The following is a 17,556-nucleotide window of genomic DNA, read 5'->3' on the forward strand; positions in this document are numbered from 1 at the left end:
TAAATCACCCATTCTATCATTGTACTATTTGCGTTTTTATTTGTAAACAACTTTCTGAAAATTTTCGACATTTTCTTCTTCCTCTCCATAAACTCGCTCAATGCTTCCAACTTCAATTTCGTAGTTTGCAATTGATAATTTTACATCTTTCATATCGTGATTAACTACTGTTACATTACCCATTGATAAGAAGCAGTCATTGAATGTTTCTTGTGCATATTCTTCTGCTTTTTCATATGATATTGCTTGAATGTCCTGCATCATCACTAGATTCATATTTCCACAAGCCTTATACTCATTCTCAAATTCATTGTAGATTTCCTCAACTTCAAAATCGTTGTCACACCATCTGAAGCTCATTCTCTCACCTGTGACGGTCATAAACTCAATATCAGTATTAAAATGTGTTGTGAAGCTGTTTGTATCCATTACTGCTTTTTTCCATGCCTTCACTACACTAGACGCTTTCACAGTGTTAATAAATTCGGCATTTACCTCAACAATTACGTTAAATAATTTAGTCATTTCCAAACACCTCTTTCGGATTTTGTTATCTTCATCTCAGATAACTTATCCTTATATTACTAGCTAATTTATTCCAAGTCAACTCTTTTTTTAAAAACACTTTAGTGTTTTACCTCTATATAACAACATTTTTTTATATCTAACTCAGATAATATAGTGTATAATAAAAAAAGAGGTGATCAAGCGGTGATTAAATTTAAGTTGAAAGAAATATTAGCAAAGGAAAATATGTCCCTAAATCAATTTGCTAAATTGGCTGGTATTCGTTATGAAGCAATTTGGAATATGTGCAATTATGAAGAGTTAGCAGCTCAAGGGAAACCAGTAAAGTTAATTTCTGTAAAAGTGATTGATCAGATTTGTGAAACGCTTGACTGTGATTTAGAGGATGTTGTTGAGTACATACCAAATAAAAAATAACCACTCACATAAAGGGTGGTTATTTTAAATTATTCGCCATTAAAATTTTAGGGAGATTCCGATATATATTTTTCATAAGACCAGTCTTGATGATTAACCCAGTATTTTTGGATTTTCATTATTCCAGCACTATCTTTACCTAGAGCGTTAAAATAACCTAACACATTATTCAAAATAATGTCTATGTTTTCTTGTTCCCAATAAGGAATGCGAATTAACTGTATTCCGTTTTTAATGCAGTAATCATTTTTGATTTGATCATTTTTAACTCTGTATTTAAAAGTTTCTTTGCCTCCAAACATACCCACTGGTTTAAAATGTTGAATACCATCAAATTCAATCAAGATGTTACTTTCGTTAATGAATATATCAAATGGTAATTTATCTTTATTAAAACAGTCATTAAACTTCTTCTCTAAAGTGTATGGAACCCCTTTATAGGTAAGATAATTTTTTATACTGTGAATCCCTTTTGAATTATGTGTATTTACACAATTTGGACATCTATGTCCATTTAAGAAATTATTAGGTTTGATATTCCAAATATACCCGCATGCAATATGCTTTATTTCGACATGCTCTCTTGCGCTTTTGTACTCTCCAACAAGTTCATACTGTTCGTTAGTTAACTTTTCCACTTCTTTTTTAAACGAATCAGTAGTTTTCTTTATTAAGCCTCTGCACTTTGGACAACGATTTCCTCTCAAAAAGTCTCCACGTCTAATTGGGTACTCATGACTACAGACATTGTGTCTTATCATTAAAGCATTATTTGCATTGAGATATTTTTCGTCTTTGCAAATCTCATATTCATTTCCGACTAAATCATATATTTCCTGTGTAAATTCCTCTATTGTTTTCTTAACATTCCCGTAACAATTAGGGCATCTGCTACCTCTTATTATACTCGAAGGATAGAGTTTCCAAGCGTAATCACATATATTATGTTTAACTTCAATATGGGTGTTTGAGTTCACATATTCACCTAGAACCTCATATTCGTCACCTACTACATCGTAAAGCTCTTTCTTGTAATATTCAGTATCCTTCTTAACATTCCCATAGCACTTTGGACATTTACTACCCTTCAGAATATTGCTAGGTAGAACTGAGTACTCATGCTGACACACCTCATGTTTGACTCTAATATGAGTTTTAGAAGTCGTGTATCCGTCTAAAACTTCATATTCACTACCTGTAATTTCAGATAGTTTTTTCATAAATTCATCAGGATCAACTCTTCTGCTCTTACCCCTCTTCTCTTTAGAGCACTCAGGGCATCTTCTCCCTTGCGTGAATTTATTTGGGGTGACTGGATATTCGTAGCCACATTTATTGTGTCTCATCATCAAAATGGTTTGAGCATTTTTATAGTCCTCTCCTTCACAAACACTGTACTCATCTGCTACCAATTCGTAAATTCTTTTCTTAAAATCATACATAGTCATTCTAGTATTTCCATAACACTTTGGACATCTAGTGCCTCTTAGAAAGTTACTAGGTAAAACAGGGTATTCATGGTTACACATATTATGTTTAATTTTAATATGGACATCATTACCTACATACCTTTCACCTTTACAGATTTCATACTGATCGCCAGCTAGTTCGTTAAATTTTTCTAAGAACTCAGTATGCGAAATCCTTCTGTTATCGCCTCTTTTCTTGGCAGTACACTTTGGACAGCGCCTACCTCCAATGAATTTATTAGGGCTAACAGGATAAACATGATTGCATTTATTATGCTTTATTTCAATTTTAGTTTTAGCATCTACATACTTTTCTAATAGCTCATATTCATTCCCTACTAGACCATGAACCTGTTCAACAAATTCTTCATGTGTTTTTCTTTTAGTCATCTTATCCTCTTCTTTCATTCTTGATATTAAAAAGGTGATAGCGCAGCTACTCAAAAACTATCACAATTATTATATTGCGTTCGAACCATTAAAACTTGTAACGCCTTTTTAGATTAACTTAAGTTCCCTGTCCTTTTACTTACTAATACACCATGAGTTGAATTCTAAGAACTACATATGATTTTCATATATTCCGTATCTAAGAATCCATTCAAAATACGGAAATAATATCCAAAAATATTTCTAATCTTATAACCCAATTTTATGTTTACAATACATTGTTTAAATGCCTTTATTGCAAGATTTACTTTTTCTAGATTGTTCATGTACGTCAAATAACGTGTACTATTTTTGACACATTTCCACAGTTCTAAAACTACCTTAGGACTATAATAAGATTTTACCAAATTTTGAAACCTAATTGGAACATTAGGAATTACGTTGTCCTTATACGTATCTATTAATATATTGTTAGTTTTAACTTGGCTAGTTTCTTGATTTGGTACGTCAATTGTCTCTGGTACTTCATTTGCAGAGACTTCAGATTTAATTTCTTTAGTTTCTTGATAACGGTTGAACACGTAAACATTATGACGTTGATTTGAACCACAGAATGTATTGTGAACTGTTAAAATACCGTACTGTTTTGCTTTACGTAACATTCTTTCGAAAGTTGATCGAGATATTCCAATTTCCTTGTTATGTGTAGCAGATACTAATGTTTGAATTTTGGCATTTGAGATACCGGCATATTTACATGAATATCTAATAAGACGTTTTAATCCAATTAACTCGCCTTTTGTAAATTGAGCCTTAAAATCTACCATCCATTGCTCGATATGATTGTTAAATTCGTCTTTATCTATAAACTTCGATAAGTGTACAAATTGCTCAATATTACCTGATTTCATTATAAATACCCCCATACGGTATAATCGGAGGCATAACCAATAAGCTTAAAAATTCTTGATTTTTTCAAGCTATTATTTTACACTGAATTTAGTGGAGTCAGTGTATATTTGATTATGCACAAGGGAGAGAGCATGGTTGCAGCCAAGTTCTCTCTTTTTTATTTTCACTTTGATTATTTTTATTTACGCTTAACGATTTTCTCTTTATGCTCTTCTAATCTCTTTATAGGAGCAAACTGGTTATGTTGTTCAATTAAAGTACTATCCAGTACATGAGCATACACTCGTGATGTAATCGATAAGTCAGAATGTCCAAGTAAAACTTGAAGTACTTTAATATTTCCAGACTGTTCCAAAAATAGCTGTGATGCAGAATGTCTTAGTAGGTGTGGATGAAAATCAATGTTTATCCCTTTTTCTTTTAGAATTCTGTTTACATGGGTACGAAATGTATCTGGTTTAAGTGGTTTCCCATGATTAGTGACAAAAACAAGATCAGTATTAAACGCTTCTTTATTTTCCATGATTAAAGTCTGTAGCATTTGACAAGTTTTCTTGCTGATTGGCACTATCCTAAAGCATTTATTCTTAGTTTTTTGAAATGTGATAGCCCGTCTTTCAAAATCAATATCACTCTCTGTAAGATGCAAAACTTCTTGGATACGCCCCATCGAGTCAAATAATGTGTACAAAAGTACATATGAGCGATACTGACTGTAATAAGTTTGGTCAAAAGCATTTAGTATTGTTTTAATTTCCTCAATCGATAGTGTCTTAATTTTTTTCTTCTGAAATTTAATATTCTTAATTTCTACGAAGACATTGTTTTCTAAAAGCCCTTCTTTAAACAACAAATTAAAAGCAGCACGTAATTTTATTAGGTATGTATTGGCGCTACTAGCTTGTACACCCTGATTTTTTATTTGCCTAATGTTGCTATTATCATGTAGCACTTTGTCATTTAGTTGCCAATTGAAAAAGCTTCTAGCATCGTTTAAATCAATTTCATTTAGCAATTTATCATTTCCAAAGAAGACTTTTAAGTCATTAAAGACAATTCTATATAACTGGATAGTTCCTTCAGATAAACCTTCCAACGTTTTGACTTGAGTAACAATTCTTAAGCCTTCATCTATCGTTAATTGGTTTGAACTAGTTCTTGTTCTTCTTAATTTACGTTTATTTACAGACAAAAAAAGACAGCCTCCCCACTAATACGGAAAGCTGTCTCGTTTCTAACATTAATTTTATGTCGTGTTTTTATCAGTGAAGAATTAAAAGGTTTATTTTTACAGTTAAATAAAGTAAAACCTTATAACAGAGCCTTTTAGCTCTACAATTCTTCTTCGGCTTTGTCATATTTACGTTCGTGCGCCGTATCTTCTTCGTTATCACGAATGGTTTTTTGAAGCACAAAAGCGGACATCGTTAAGTATAATGTTCCAACAGCATAATAACCTTTTACCGGTAATGATGCATCTAAGGTATAAATTCCTATAAACATAGCTAATAGTGCTGTAATAAAAGCTGTCCATGCTAAAAATGTAAAAGCTGCTGTATTACGCTTTTTCATCGTATGACCTCCTCTTTTCCTTTTTCTGTTAAGCGTCGCTTTCATTTTACATTGTAAAATAATTGTTGTCATGGGTATTTATAGTCAGTTACCCTTTTAATCAGAACAAGAAACGGAAGAATTTAGGTCTTACATCCTATTTTTATCATAAAGCTTTTTTTCGAAATGATGAGATATATGGAATTTCTCTTTAAAAGTATGTTCATTCGTTTTCATTAAGAAAAGCTCCATTTAATTATTGCAATAAAAAAATCATCGCCGAGACGATGATTTTTTTGTTTAGCCTTCAAAGTATTCTTTATAAAAGCCGCCGACTTGGCCAGTGTTATCAACAACAAAATAAAATTCTTCTGTTTCGTTTTTTACATCATATGTTTTTCCTGCTGTTAAAACATTTTCAACCACGAATTTTTTTGCATCTGTATGTATGCATTTTACTTGTTTAATTGTTGGACGATCGTTCCATTCTAAATGAATCATGTATGTACACTCCTTTGTTTTCATTCAAGATTCATTTTATCTTACTTGAAGTAAAAAAGAAACGGAGCGAATTTAAAAATTAAAAAATTCGCTCATGCACTTTTTTTTTGGCAACTGTTGCTTGTACAAACTGTGCCGTTTGTGCAACAATTGTGTCTTTATCAAAATCCATCGACGCAACATGGTAAGAGTTTCGAAGCATGTGCTGTCTTTTTTCTGCTGATTGAATATGGTTTAAGATATAAGCTGAATTCTCAGGCGGTACTACGTTATCAACGGTTGATGTTAGTACTAAAGCCGGGCATGTTACATAAGATAAGCGTTCTTTTGTTTCGTCCATTAAAGAAAGCAGCTCACGCATAGAGCGCACTGGTACTTTGTCGTACGTAATTTCATGTACGTTTGGATCCTTAATATCAGGATGGTCTTCTTTTAAATAACGAGGCGTATGACGAGAGCGGTAAGGCTCCATTGAAGGAATGGACGTCATAGCCGGATTGATTGCAATAACTCCGTCAAGATCTAATCCTTGGCTTGCTGTATGAAAGGTGAGAGTGCCTCCCATGGACTGACCTAAGATAAATACATGACGGCATTCTTGCTTCAAACGCTGATACCCATTTAAAAAGTCTTGCTTCCATTCCTCGTACGTTGTTTGTTCAATATCATAGTAGTGAGTACCATGTCCCGTTAGTCGCAAACCGTACACAGTAAAACCTTTTTTAGCTAATTCTTTTCCGATATATTCCATACTTTGAGGAGTCCCCATAAATCCATGAGAAACAAGTATACCAATGTCGCTGCCTTTATAATAAAAAGATTCTGCGCCTTGAATTACGTCATAACGTTCCATTTTCTTCACCCTTTATCACAAATTTTCTGACTAAATGAACTACCTTTATAATACACCTATAATTCCTATAAGTCAACTAGGTTATTTATTTTTTTACGATTCAAAAAGAACGAAGCAAGAATTATCTCTTGCTTCGTTCTTTTTGAATATGTGGAAATACTAGCTCAGCAAACGTATATGCTTCTTCTAGATGCGGGTATCCTGATAAAATAAACGTATCAATTCCTAGCTCTTTGTACTCTTTTAAACGATCCGCTACAATTTCAGGACTTCCAACAAGAGCGGTTCCAGCTCCTTCTCGTGCTAAGCCGATTCCAGCCCATAGATTCGGAGCAATCTCCAGCGCACCTCGATCTTTTGTGCCGCTGTGCAAACTTGACTGTGTTTTTTGGGCAGTGGAGTCAAATGACGCAAACTTATCTTGAAACGCTTTGATCGTATCATCATTAACATGTTTAATTAATTTATCTGCAGATTCCCACGCTTCGTCTTCCGATTCTCTTACAATAACGTGCAGTCGAATACCAAAGCGAATGTCCCTGCCTTCATTTGCAGCTTTTTCTTTCATCTCATCAATTTTCGTCTTGATCACTGCAGGAGGTTCTCCCCATAACAAATATACATCTGCATGCTTTGCGCCTACTTCTTTGCCCGCTGGAGAAGACCCGCCAAAGTACAGCGGAGGATACGGTTTTTGGACAGGAGGCGACGGAATGTACGCACCTGTTACATCAAGATGTTCTCCTTTATAGTCCACTTTTTTTCCTTCCATTACATCTCGCCAAATCGTTAAAAATTCATCTGTTAACTCGTAGCGTTTATCATGGCTTAAATAGTTACCGTACGTTGCTTGCTCCACGGGATCTCCTCCCGTCACAATATTTAACATAAGTCGGCCGTTTGATATTTGATCGAATGTCGAAGCCATCCGTGCTGAAAGTGTGGGAGACATGACACCCGGGCGAAGTGCAATCAAAAACTTCAGTCGGTTTGTAACGGAAGCAAGTGCCGATGCAATCACCCACGAATCTTCACAATTTGAACCAGTAGGCAACAAAGCACCGTCATATCCTAGATAATCCAGCCCGTGTGCGATTTGCTTTAAGTAGTGAATATCACTTGTTCTACTTCCTTCGGTTGTGCCTAGATAATGTCCGTCGCCTGCTGTAGGGAAAAACCATAAGATGTTCATTTCCATTTCCTCCTAAATATTCTCGTATTCTATATAAAGCGTTTTCATATTATTTGTTCAATTCTTGTCCGCTAATTACAGAGATGCATTTGTATATTAGCGTATGTAATACGACTCTTTTTATTTATTAAATTAGTAAAATCATAATACCTGTTTAACCTATATGTCAAGTATGAATTGAAATAAAAAAACAAGAATTAAAAATAATTCTTGTTTTTTTATTTCCTCATACGTGAAGCCATCGCATTAGCAAGAGTTGATTTTGTTGATATATTTTCAAACGATAAACCTAAATGAGAAGCGGTAATTGCGATTTCAGGACGTACCCCAGAGATCGTTGATTCTACGCCTATTAATTTTAAGGCATCAATCAGCTGGAAAATCTGATGAGCAACCATCGTATCAACAATAACTACTCCTGAAATATCAATATAAAGGTGATTCACTTGCTGTTCAGCACAGCGAGTTAACGTATTCTCTAAAATTCGTCGCGCTCTTGCTGTGTCGATATCCCCAACAAGCGGAAGAATCGCAATATGATCGCTCAATGGAATAACTGGGGAACTCAGTTCGTTAATCAGCTCTTTGTGTGCTTCAAGCAACCGTCTTGAATGCTGATGGTGCTCTTCAACAAATTTATAAACGGTGATATCAAACACGCGTACAATCAATTCGTTCCATTCGTCTAGTTCTTCTTGCGTAATATCTTGGTCATACGCTTCTACAAATTGATTTAAATATGTTAAATACTGTTTTCTAACTCGGAAAAATTCTCGAATAATATAATGAATAGGCGTTCTTACATGCTCTCCGTCTTCCGCAATCTTTAAAATCCACGTTTCAAATGAATCAAAAAATTCTTTTTCACTTTTTATAAATACATCGGCTATGTATAAATGAAATTCATTATTTTGACCTTTTAATACTGAAATGACTTCCGGATGAGTAGATGCATAAACCGATTCTGGGTCATTGTCTTCAAGGCTTTCATACCATTCTTCCGTTAGTTGATCTGCATGTTTTAAGAAAAACATTCGAAGTGCTTCGTTTTTATTCAAAACAATTCCCCTTTCCATACGAGCTACTACTATCATTATAATTCAACTTTTTCCCCCTTACTAGTTTTATAAAAAGAGGAGAAAGAAAATTTTTAAAAAAATACGTTTAGTTTATTGATTTTATGCTACATTGAAAATGGCTATAAAAACACGAAGGAGTTTTCAAATGATACGAACGTTAGCTCTTATGAACGATAACAAACTTGTGAAACATATACAATTAGATCAGATTCACGACCCCTCTATTCAGTACTATTGGATTGACTTTAACTGCCCTTCTGAAGAAGAAGCGCTGCTGCTTCAATCATCCTTTCACTTTCATCCGTTAGCGATTGAAGATTGCTTTCATTTTCTGCAGCGTCCAAAACTCGATTATTATGAAGGATACAGTTTTTTTGTCCTTCATTCGTTAAATCGGCAAACGTTAGAAGCTGAAGAAGTTGATCTTTTTATCGGCGATAATTATATGGTTACTTTTCATTTTCACCCGTCAGCTGCAATTGATAAAGTATGGGAAAAGCTGCTTCATACACCTTCGATTCAAGAAAAAGGAATAAGCTACCTTGCGTATTCTGTGATGGATAAAGTGGTAGATGAATATTTTCCCACTGTATATCAAATTGAAGATGAGCTGAATGATATAGAAAACATAGACGCAAAAAAATCCATCTCTGTTTTAATGGAAGATGTATTTAAACTTCGAAGTGATTTGCTAAAAATCAGAAGAACCATTTTGCCTATGCGCGATTTATTGTACCGTGTTATAAATTCTGAACGCTTAGATGTTCATCCTGAACAAAAAAGGTATTTTAAAGATGTCTATGACCACTTATTAAAATTAGCCGATATGATTGAATCAAACCGGGAAATGACGTCTGATATGCGCGATAATTATCTTTCTCTTAATTCAAACCGGATGAATTCAATTATGATGACACTGACTGTTATTTCATCTATCTTTATTCCCCTTACCTTTATCGTTGGCGTATACGGAATGAATTTTGAAAATATGCCTGAGCTAAAGTGGCACTATGGCTATTTCTTTGTGCTTGGCTTCATGGGATTGATAACGCTTGGTTTAATTCTATGGTTCAAGCGAAAAGGCTGGTTTAATGCTGATAAAGAGTAGAAAGATTGAGACATACCGAAATCAATCCAATGTAAAGATGAATAAATTGGATAAGTGAGCTAGTGCTATCAATTTCCGCGGGCGGCCGATGAGTCTCCTCGTCGCTTACGCTCCTGTGGGGTCTCCCCTGTTCCGCTTTTCCTGCAGGAGTCTTCGCCTTGCTCTCCAATCAACCGCTAGAAATCCTGCCTACATGAAGCCTACGTTCATCCTATCAATGAAAAAATTCGAAAGGTTTCGATTTCTACTAAGAGTATGGATTCATTGTTCGGCTCTTCCTTCAACGAAAATATGTTTGCCTCAACCGCCTTTCTATGCGATGATAACTAGTTATTTCCCAAAAATATTTATAAACTAACGTGCTTGCGTTTCCTTTTTCTAAAAAATTTCATAAGATAGTGAAAATAATGCTCAGAAAGGAGGCTGAAGTAGTGGATATTAAAGGCGAACACTTGCTAATGGATGCGTTCGAATGCGATGAAGTGATATTAAATGATCCCTCACTTTTAAGGCAAATTCTTATTGAAGCTGCACTAGATGCAGAGATGGAAGTTTTGCACTGTTATTTTCACCAGTTTACGCCCCACGGCATTACAGGCATTCTCGTATTAGCTACCTCTCACTTGTCTATTCATACTTGGCCGGAGGAAAACTACGCTTCATTAGATTTTTATACGTGCGGAGACAAAGAAATAATTGAAATTGGTTATGCGTTGCTGAAGCAATTAGCTTCAAAAAAAGCTGTTGTATATTCAATTTCTCGCGGAATTCAACACGTCGAAACGCCAACAAAAAATCGTCAGCATGCTGAAAGCACTCGTCTTCTCGATCGTGGAGATGACTCAGATCACGTTAGTCTACAGCAGATCTTATCAGGCCAGCATGACATTTTGTTTCATCAGAAAAACAGTATTCAAGATATTCAGCTGATTAAAGCATCTGATATTCGAATGTATTTGGATGAACAGCTGCAATTTAGTTCATTGGATGAACATGCGTACCATGAAGCTCTTGTACACCCTATCTTTGCAGCTTCCTTAAGTCCTCGCCGCATTCTTATTCTGGGCGGTGGAGATGGTTTAGCTTTACGAGAAGTCCTTAAATATAAGAAAGTTAAAGAAATAGACCTTGTGGAAATAGATGCTGACGTTGTAAATGCTGCGATGAATATAAAAGAATTAAAGAAGTTAAATCAACGCTCATTTGAAGATTCTCGTGTCACCGTTCATATTCAAGATGCTGTTGACTACCTCTCTTTGAATTCAGCGTTTTATGATATTATCATTGTCGACTTTCCAGATCCTACTAACAAAAAAATAAGTGCTCTTTATACAAAAGAATTTTACGAACTTCTCCAACGTTCACTATCGCGCAGCGGCTTGGTCGTGTGTCAGTCAAATTCTCCTAGAGACACACCTATCGTTTTTTGGAGCATTAATAAGACGATGAAAGCTTCTCAGTTTTATACGTTGAGCTACCACACCATTATTCCCTCTTTTGGAGATTGGGGTTTTCACATCGGCTCGAAAACATCTTTGTCTGCCCCTATACTCTCTACTGATGTTTCATCTACTACGCTGCCATCAGACTTTACTAAGTTAATGCGTTTTTCTCCTCATTCTCTTTCTAAAAAACAGTTTGCCGTTGTGAACTCTGCTGAGCACTTGGTTCTGCATAAAATATTTAAAAAAGAAGGCTTATATTTGTAAAAAAGAAAGCTTGGCTTATACATTCCTTTTCTTTTGACATACTAAGATAGTCTCGTCATCACTGCGCGTTAGAAAGGATTGTTATGAGAAAAATTTCGGTTTTTGTTATCTTATTGCTAACTGTTATTTTCCCTTCCCCCGCTTTTAGCCAAGTGAAAGTACCTATACTGATTTACCACTCTATTGATTCCTACACAGGCCACGGGGAAAAAGAACTGTATGTGACACCTGAAAATTTTGAGAAACAGCTTCTTTATCTTAAAAAGCAAGGATATACGCCGCTAACATTTGAAAAATGGCAGGAGCTGAAGCGTGTAAAAAAGCCTATATTTATCACATTTGACGATGGATATAAAAATAATCTTACTATCTTGCCTATTTTTCAAAGAGCAGCCAGCCCTCAGTTTCATCCAGCGGCTACAATTTTTGTGATTTCAGATTTTATTGGCCGTCCCAACCGTTTGTCTCCAGCGGATCTAAAAAAATTTGTTGATTCAGGATTTTTTTCTATTCAGTCTCATACCGCTACTCATCCGGATTTAACTAAGACGAAAAATTTATCCTATGAGCTAGCTGAATCAAAGCTGAAAATTGAAGCCATCACGAGCCAGCCCGTTATTGCTCTTGCTTACCCTTACGGAAAGGTCAATAGCCGCGTAGTCGAAGAAACAAAAAAGAATTATACATTTGGTCTTTCAACGATTCCAAAATTTTTTACTGAAAGTGGACAAAAAAATGAAAACTATCTTATTCCCCGTCTGTACGTCACGTATTCTACAACGATTGAGGATTTTGCTAAGCTATTAAAAGAAAGCTAAAAACCCTTTCCTTAAAAGGAAAGGGTTTTTAGAATTTTGTTATTTCTAGTCCTCGCTCTTGCTGCCATTCAGCATAAAAAACTTCGCTGTATTCCTTTATTTTCTTGATTGCCAGCTGTTTTTTTAACCACTTTTCATCTACGTTTGCTTCTTTCAAATTGCCAGGCACTACTTTTCCATCCATGATTAAAGCAATAGGTAAATTAGTTTGAGAATAAGGGATGTTTAAATCATTTTTCGTCGGAGGGCCGAATTCATGTTTAGGAGCGACGCTCACCTCTCCATTCGTTTCTAAAATGACATATTCTGCTTCATACAGTGAAAAATACCCTTGCTGTCTCATTAGATGCTGAAGCTGATTCAAATCCAAGTTGTTTTTCTTAAGCTCTTTATAATGAATTTTCCCTTTATAAATAATCATTGAAGGCTTGCCTTCAAGAACTCCCCTAAATCCTGTAAAGGTTTGAGATAGCTTTGTCACTGCGTAGATCAGAAGCCCCCAAATCAAAACGCTATAAAGAATTTCAGTTAACTCTACTCCTTTTTCAAGAGCTGCATCCCCTACAATATTTCCCAGGACAAGCGTTGTAATAAAGTCAAACGGAGTGATTTGAGCAAACTGCGTCTTACCTAAAAGCTTCAGCATAATAAATAGCGCTAAAAATCCACATATCAGTTCAATCGCAATATCTTTATACATTGATACCCTTCCTCTATAGCAAGCATGTTATAGTATCAGTTTGTATCATATGTGAGAGTGATAAACCTGACTTTTCATTTTTCTTTCCTTCGTTTTCCAGCTATAGAACTTTTGATTAAGCTTTTGTCTTACTTGCATAGGTTTCTAACGTTATATATTGATTAAAAATGGATGCGGCTGCTTTTTTTCCTACATATCTAAGGTGCCATGGTTCGTATTTATAACCGGTAACTTCTTCTTCACCTTGAGGATATCGAATAACGAATCCGTATTGATACGCATGTTTTGAAAGCCAATGAGCTTCTAGTGTATCAGCAAAGCAGTCTGCCGCAGCACATATTCCCTTTCCTCCTGTGACATCGATTGCTAGTCCCGTTTCGTGTTCACTCGTTCCTGGGTAGGCGCTATAGGTGCGTGCTTGTTCTTCACCGTCTCGCTTTGCGTAAAATGCAAAAAGCTCTTTTTGCCGCTCGTGAGATCGATAACCAGATACGCCAAGTAAGCTGATCCCCTCTTTTTCAGCATCTCGGAAAAGTTCTTCAAGCGCTTGTGCCGCAGGCTTTCTAAGCATTCGTTTTTCTATTTTTTCGTTAAAGATAAACGGAACGTCGGCATAGACTAAATCGGAAGGCTGGTAAGATTCAGGAAGCTGATGCTTCTTATTAACTAAAGCCGTAACCGATTCTGGATTGGCTATTACCACTGTTTCGTCTACATTAGATTTCGTTAAAGATGAAGAAGCTGATGAGCTTTCTAGTTTTTGAGCCTGTCCATTTTTTGTGAATTCTCCGACAGGCTTTGATGAAGAATTGCTTGTGCCGCACCCTGCTATCATCAGCGCAAAAGCTAAAGAACAAATAAATAAAAAGTATTTCATGATGTCTTACTCCTTTCACATGGCTTTTGATACGCTATAAAAGCCTGTAAAGAAAGAATAAAACATAAATGTTTCTGTCTTTTATTCAGTTGTTTCAAACTTGTAAACACTCTTAAAGAAGTTTAGTATGCGTAAAAAAAAGACTGCCTAAGCAGTCTATTTCAAAAAGATAATATACGTATGAACTTGATTTTGCGTAAAGCTCGATGCAACTAGTTTATTTCCTGATTGACTCCAAGCAAGCTGATCAGCGGCATAGTCTAAATTTACGTTTAAGTGTGTAACATCTCCTGTTAATCCATCTGCTATGAATATCCCTTTATCTCCCTCTTTTTCAGAAATAAAATTATAAGCTAATTTCGAACCGTCGGGAGACCAGCTGACACCAAAAATTTGAGTGGACAGAGCAAGCTGAAAGGCCTCTGATCCTTTTAAATCTGTGATAGACAGCGTTCTCGTTTGGGCATCTTTTTGCTGAACGAGCGCTAATTGCTTTCCATTTGGAGACGGGATAATAGAAACCACATTATCTCGGATTTTTTCAGGGTCCGTCTGTTCGTTATGAAGAAAAAAAAGCTGGTTGTTTACACCAATATAATAAATGCCACCTATCCCTTTAACTGCATCTAAGATTCGATCGTCTCTGTGCAATAGAGGTTCTGCTTTTCCTTTTACATTTGCTTTAGAAAGCTTTCCTTCCATTGTAATAAACATTACTTCTGAATTATTAAGCCACTCTCCGCTTGATGGGTAGAGAAGAACATTCTTGATTTCAACTGTTTTTTTTGTTTGAACGTTCATTATATAACCAAATGTATCTTCGCCTTTTGCAACTTTATAAAAAAGATATTTGCCATTTGGAGAAAGCTTCGCCGCATGTTGAATTTCATTGCTTGGATGCAACACAAAAGTAGACTTGTTTTTTAGATTATAAGTAGCTAAATTCTGCGCATATACCTCTTTGGGACCGAAATCGTGCGACCGAAATTGTTTATTTTCTTGACTAACAATCACTGTGTTTTCATTCAAAAATTGAAACGCTCTTACTCCGTTAATATCTTGAACGTCTTTCACTTCTATTTTTCCATCTTGATCTACGTGGTCCAATACAGTAATTTTCTTGTCTGGTTTTTCAACCGTTTCTCTATGACCTTCTCCTTGGCCGCATGATGCTAAAATAAGAAAAGTGCTTGCGATATATATCATTAATCTATACCGTTTCAATAACGGTTCACTCCTTTTAGCTAACTCAGTTCTCGTTTTTTAAAGGAAACGACACTTTAAAAGTTGTCCATGTAGAGTCAGAATGATGCAGCTTGATAACACCGTTTTGTTTTTCAGTTAAATCTTTGGCTAATGCTAAGCCAAGACCTGTTCCTCCGGATAAACGCGACCGATCTTTATTTACGGTGAAAAATGGTTGGAATAATTTCTCTTCTGCTTCGGGTGGAATTCCTATTCCAGTGTTGGCTACATCTACAATGATAGAATTCTCTAAAGTATAAGATGCTACTTCCACTTTTCCTCCGGGTTCATTATATTTAATAGCATTGTCAATTAAATTAATAAAAATGTGTATTAAGCTTTCGCGATCAGCCCAAACAACCGCTTCTTTTATATTTGTATGAAGAGTCAAATCAAATTTAGCAGCTTTTCCTTTCATACGATCGCATATGTCTTCTAGAAGCCGTTTCAATTCAACTTGCTCTGGTCGCTGCTCGAAATCATATTTCTCAAGTGCTGAAAGCTTTAAGATTTTATCCACCATTTCATGGAGGCGATTCGTTTCTTTACGAATGTTTTGCACACCGTCTTCCATAAGCTGAGGATCATCTCGATACATATCAAGTAAGTCAACATAAGCTTTGATCGATGTTAAAGGCGTCTTAAATTCGTGGCTAATGTTACCGATAAACTGCTTTTGCTGCTGTTCGAGAGACTGCAGTTTCGAAATGGCGAACTCAAGCTTTCTTTTTTCGTTATTCATTTGATCGATGTTTTTTTCAATCGACGTACTCATAAAAAACAAGCCTTGACTGAGCTCTCCGAGTTCATCGCGCCGTTTGAAGGGCACATGAGTTAAATAATGGCCTTTTCGAATCTGCTGTGAAGTTTTTTGAAGCGTAGCGATGAGAGAAGCAATGCGATAAAAATAAGCATAGCCAATTAAAAAAGCTGCTGCCGCTGCAATCGTTCCCCCCATACGAAATAAGTGCCTAATGTCAGCTATAAACTGCTGATTATTTTTTAGGGAATGGTCAAAACGAAGGACTCCAATAAATTGATTCTCGATTGACACAGGTGCAAAGTAAATAAGGGAAGAACCCGAGATTTGATAGGCTATTTTTCCTTTCAAAGCATAGCTAAGCGTATCAGAAACATCCACATCTTTTTGGCCGATGGGAATAGAGCTTCCTGCTTCCTGTCCTTTTTGATTATATAGGACTGTTTGCATTCCGCTTTGTGATGCAATTGAAGATGCAAGGCGCTGTCCTTTTTGCTGAAGAAAGGAATCTTTATTCAGAGACGGGTCACCTGTTACATAACTTTGATGAATCGTTTGCTCCGCTGCTTTGCTTTTTTGAATAAGTTCACTTTCTAGCTGATCACGCTGATTGGTCTCAATTCCTTTTAATACGAGTACGCTCAGTACGGTTACTGTTAAAATAATTAAAAAAGCAAGAACGAGTCCCATCTTAGCTTTTAGGCTGATTTTCATTCATTGATCCCTGCAGTCGCTTTATATCCAACCCCGTATACCGTTTGAAGCAAATAAGGCTCTGCTTCTCCTACTTTTTTTCGAAGGCGCTGCATGTGAATATCTACCGTACGTGTACCGCCTGCATAATCCATTCCCCAGACAAGATCTAGTAAATCTTCTCGTGTGTACACTCTCTCTAAATTGGCAAGCAATAAAGCAATAAGATCAAACTCCTTTGGTGTAAGCTTAACTAACTCATTGGCAACATGTAACGTGCGCTGAATTAAGTTCACTTTCACTTTTCCCACCGTGATTTCTCCCACAGCTTCAGGAGCTTCATTTTTTTCTATTCGCCGAACAAGTGCTTTAGCTCTAGCTACAAGTTCTCTTACATCAAATGGCTTGGTCATGTAATCATCAGCGCCTAACTCTAAACCTAGAACTTTATCGACGATATCATTTTTAACCGTTAACAAGATAATCCCCATTCCTCTTCGATTCTCAAGTTTTCGGCATACTTCATAGCCGGTTAGTTTTGGCATCATCACATCTAATATCATCACGTCAGGTCGAAAGCTTTTTACTTTTTCAAGTGCTTCTTCACCGTCAGATGCTGTGTCTACAATATATCCTTCGCGCTTGAAAGCATAAGATACCGCTGTGGCAATACTTTTTTCATCATCTACTACTAAAATCCTTTTATTCAATGTATCACGTACTTTCATTTGATATTTCTCTTCGTCTATCTTAT

18 protein-coding genes are annotated in these 17,556 nt (G+C 35.9%); 4 read left to right on the forward strand and 14 right to left on the reverse strand.

Annotated features, from left to right (window positions below; all coding sequences use genetic code 11):
* Positions 1–36: 36 nt before the first annotated feature.
* A complete protein-coding gene (locus LJY09_RS14695) occupies positions 37–525 on the reverse strand; it encodes a hypothetical protein (protein WP_228307308.1) in 489 nt (162 codons plus the stop codon).
* Between the two features lie 186 nt (positions 526–711).
* On the opposite strand from LJY09_RS14695, the gene LJY09_RS14700 reads away from it, so the two are divergent.
* Positions 712–945 (forward strand): helix-turn-helix domain-containing protein, encoded by a 234-nt coding sequence (locus tag LJY09_RS14700; protein WP_228307309.1) that lies wholly within the window; start codon positions 712–714, stop codon positions 943–945.
* 47 nt (positions 946–992) lie between these two features.
* On the opposite strand, the gene LJY09_RS14705 is transcribed toward LJY09_RS14700, so the two are convergent.
* From LJY09_RS14705 to LJY09_RS14740, 8 genes are all read right to left on the reverse strand, one after another.
* On the reverse strand, positions 993–2,804 hold the full coding sequence (locus tag LJY09_RS14705) for a PDDEXK family nuclease (RefSeq protein WP_228307310.1): 1,812 nt from the start codon (positions 2,802–2,804) through the stop codon (positions 993–995).
* 164 nt (positions 2,805–2,968) lie between these two features.
* Positions 2,969–3,715 carry a hypothetical protein gene (locus LJY09_RS14710; RefSeq protein ID WP_228307311.1) on the reverse strand — a complete coding sequence of 249 codons (747 nt, stop codon included), beginning with the start codon at positions 3,713–3,715 and terminating at the stop codon, positions 2,969–2,971.
* A 179-nt stretch (positions 3,716–3,894) separates the two neighbouring features.
* Positions 3,895–4,908 carry a tyrosine-type recombinase/integrase gene (locus LJY09_RS14715; protein ID WP_228307312.1) on the reverse strand — a complete coding sequence of 338 codons (1,014 nt, stop codon included), beginning with the start codon at positions 4,906–4,908 and terminating at the stop codon, positions 3,895–3,897.
* 140 nt (positions 4,909–5,048) lie between these two features.
* Positions 5,049–5,288: a YiaA/YiaB family inner membrane protein gene (locus tag LJY09_RS14720; protein ID WP_013057577.1), complete on the reverse strand. Its 240-nt coding sequence runs from the start codon at positions 5,286–5,288 to the stop codon at positions 5,049–5,051.
* A gap of 279 nt (positions 5,289–5,567) precedes the next feature.
* Positions 5,568–5,768, reverse strand: a complete 201-nt coding sequence (locus tag LJY09_RS14725; RefSeq protein ID WP_013057578.1) for a DUF6501 family protein — start codon at positions 5,766–5,768, stop codon at positions 5,568–5,570.
* Positions 5,769–5,847: 79 nt separating this feature from the next.
* Positions 5,848–6,621, reverse strand: a complete 774-nt coding sequence (locus tag LJY09_RS14730; protein WP_028412880.1) for an alpha/beta hydrolase — start codon at positions 6,619–6,621, stop codon at positions 5,848–5,850.
* Positions 6,622–6,742: 121 nt separating this feature from the next.
* A complete protein-coding gene (ssuD, locus tag LJY09_RS14735; protein ID WP_028412879.1) occupies positions 6,743–7,813 on the reverse strand; it encodes an FMNH2-dependent alkanesulfonate monooxygenase in 1,071 nt (356 codons plus the stop codon).
* A 218-nt stretch (positions 7,814–8,031) separates the two neighbouring features.
* Positions 8,032–8,907 carry an STAS domain-containing protein gene (locus tag LJY09_RS14740; protein WP_049165233.1) on the reverse strand — a complete coding sequence of 292 codons (876 nt, stop codon included), beginning with the start codon at positions 8,905–8,907 and terminating at the stop codon, positions 8,032–8,034.
* A 130-nt stretch (positions 8,908–9,037) separates the two neighbouring features.
* Between LJY09_RS14740 and corA the strand changes: the two genes are divergently transcribed.
* The 3 genes from corA (at position 9,038) to LJY09_RS14755 (ending at position 12,527) form a co-directional block, all read left to right on the forward strand.
* Entirely contained in the window at positions 9,038–10,000 is a 963-nt protein-coding gene (gene corA, locus LJY09_RS14745; RefSeq protein WP_028412877.1) for a magnesium/cobalt transporter CorA, read from the forward strand.
* Between the two features lie 431 nt (positions 10,001–10,431).
* Positions 10,432–11,709: a polyamine aminopropyltransferase gene (locus LJY09_RS14750; protein ID WP_028412876.1), complete on the forward strand. Its 1,278-nt coding sequence runs from the start codon at positions 10,432–10,434 to the stop codon at positions 11,707–11,709.
* An 83-nt stretch (positions 11,710–11,792) separates the two neighbouring features.
* Positions 11,793–12,527: a polysaccharide deacetylase family protein gene (locus LJY09_RS14755; protein ID WP_099000462.1), complete on the forward strand. Its 735-nt coding sequence runs from the start codon at positions 11,793–11,795 to the stop codon at positions 12,525–12,527.
* Between the two features lie 28 nt (positions 12,528–12,555).
* Here LJY09_RS14755 and LJY09_RS14760 read toward each other — a convergent pair whose 3' ends face one another.
* The 5 genes from LJY09_RS14760 to LJY09_RS14780 all read right to left on the reverse strand — a co-directional run bounded on the left by LJY09_RS14760 (position 12,556) and on the right by LJY09_RS14780 (position 17,512).
* The gene (locus LJY09_RS14760) at positions 12,556–13,227 is read right to left on the reverse strand and encodes a DUF421 domain-containing protein (RefSeq protein ID WP_028412875.1); all 672 of its coding nucleotides are present in this window, start codon (positions 13,225–13,227) and stop codon (positions 12,556–12,558) included.
* Positions 13,228–13,342: 115 nt separating this feature from the next.
* Entirely contained in the window at positions 13,343–14,104 is a 762-nt protein-coding gene (locus tag LJY09_RS14765) for a M15 family metallopeptidase (RefSeq protein WP_099000463.1), read from the reverse strand.
* A 156-nt stretch (positions 14,105–14,260) separates the two neighbouring features.
* A complete protein-coding gene (locus LJY09_RS14770) occupies positions 14,261–15,328 on the reverse strand; it encodes a TolB family protein (protein WP_028412873.1) in 1,068 nt (355 codons plus the stop codon).
* A gap of 25 nt (positions 15,329–15,353) precedes the next feature.
* Positions 15,354–16,823, reverse strand: a complete 1,470-nt coding sequence (locus tag LJY09_RS14775) for a sensor histidine kinase (RefSeq protein ID WP_099000464.1) — start codon at positions 16,821–16,823, stop codon at positions 15,354–15,356.
* Positions 16,820–17,512, reverse strand: coding sequence for a response regulator transcription factor (locus LJY09_RS14780; RefSeq protein ID WP_028412871.1), 693 nt, complete (start codon positions 17,510–17,512; stop codon positions 16,820–16,822). Before LJY09_RS14780 ends, LJY09_RS14775 begins: the two co-directional genes overlap by 4 nt.
* Positions 17,513–17,556: the final 44 nt, after the last annotated feature.

The sequence above is a fragment of the Priestia sp. J2 genome (assembly GCF_020790095.1).
GTDB classification, from domain to species: Bacteria; Bacillota; Bacilli; order Bacillales; family Bacillaceae_H; genus Priestia; species Priestia zanthoxyli.

Coding starts and splice junctions, on each gene's coding strand:
- LJY09_RS14775 (WP_099000464.1), bottom strand. CDS start 16,823: ATGAAAATCAGCCTAAAAGCTAAGATGGGACTCGTTCTTGCTTTTTTA.
- LJY09_RS14730 (WP_028412880.1), bottom strand. CDS start 6,621: ATGGAACGTTATGACGTAATTCAAGGCGCAGAATCTTTTTATTATAAA.
- LJY09_RS14765 (WP_099000463.1), bottom strand. CDS start 14,104: ATGAAATACTTTTTATTTATTTGTTCTTTAGCTTTTGCGCTGATGATA.
- LJY09_RS14705 (WP_228307310.1), bottom strand. CDS start 2,804: ATGACTAAAAGAAAAACACATGAAGAATTTGTTGAACAGGTTCATGGT.
- LJY09_RS14695 (WP_228307308.1), bottom strand. CDS start 525: ATGACTAAATTATTTAACGTAATTGTTGAGGTAAATGCCGAATTTATT.
- corA (WP_028412877.1), top strand. CDS start 9,038: ATGATACGAACGTTAGCTCTTATGAACGATAACAAACTTGTGAAACAT.
- LJY09_RS14740 (WP_049165233.1), bottom strand. CDS start 8,907: ATGATAGTAGTAGCTCGTATGGAAAGGGGAATTGTTTTGAATAAAAAC.
- LJY09_RS14755 (WP_099000462.1), top strand. CDS start 11,793: ATGAGAAAAATTTCGGTTTTTGTTATCTTATTGCTAACTGTTATTTTC.
- LJY09_RS14720 (WP_013057577.1), bottom strand. CDS start 5,288: ATGAAAAAGCGTAATACAGCAGCTTTTACATTTTTAGCATGGACAGCT.
- ssuD (WP_028412879.1), bottom strand. CDS start 7,813: ATGAACATCTTATGGTTTTTCCCTACAGCAGGCGACGGACATTATCTA.
- LJY09_RS14725 (WP_013057578.1), bottom strand. CDS start 5,768: ATGATTCATTTAGAATGGAACGATCGTCCAACAATTAAACAAGTAAAA.
- LJY09_RS14710 (WP_228307311.1), bottom strand. CDS start 3,715: ATGAAATCAGGTAATATTGAGCAATTTGTACACTTATCGAAGTTTATA.
- LJY09_RS14760 (WP_028412875.1), bottom strand. CDS start 13,227: ATGTATAAAGATATTGCGATTGAACTGATATGTGGATTTTTAGCGCTA.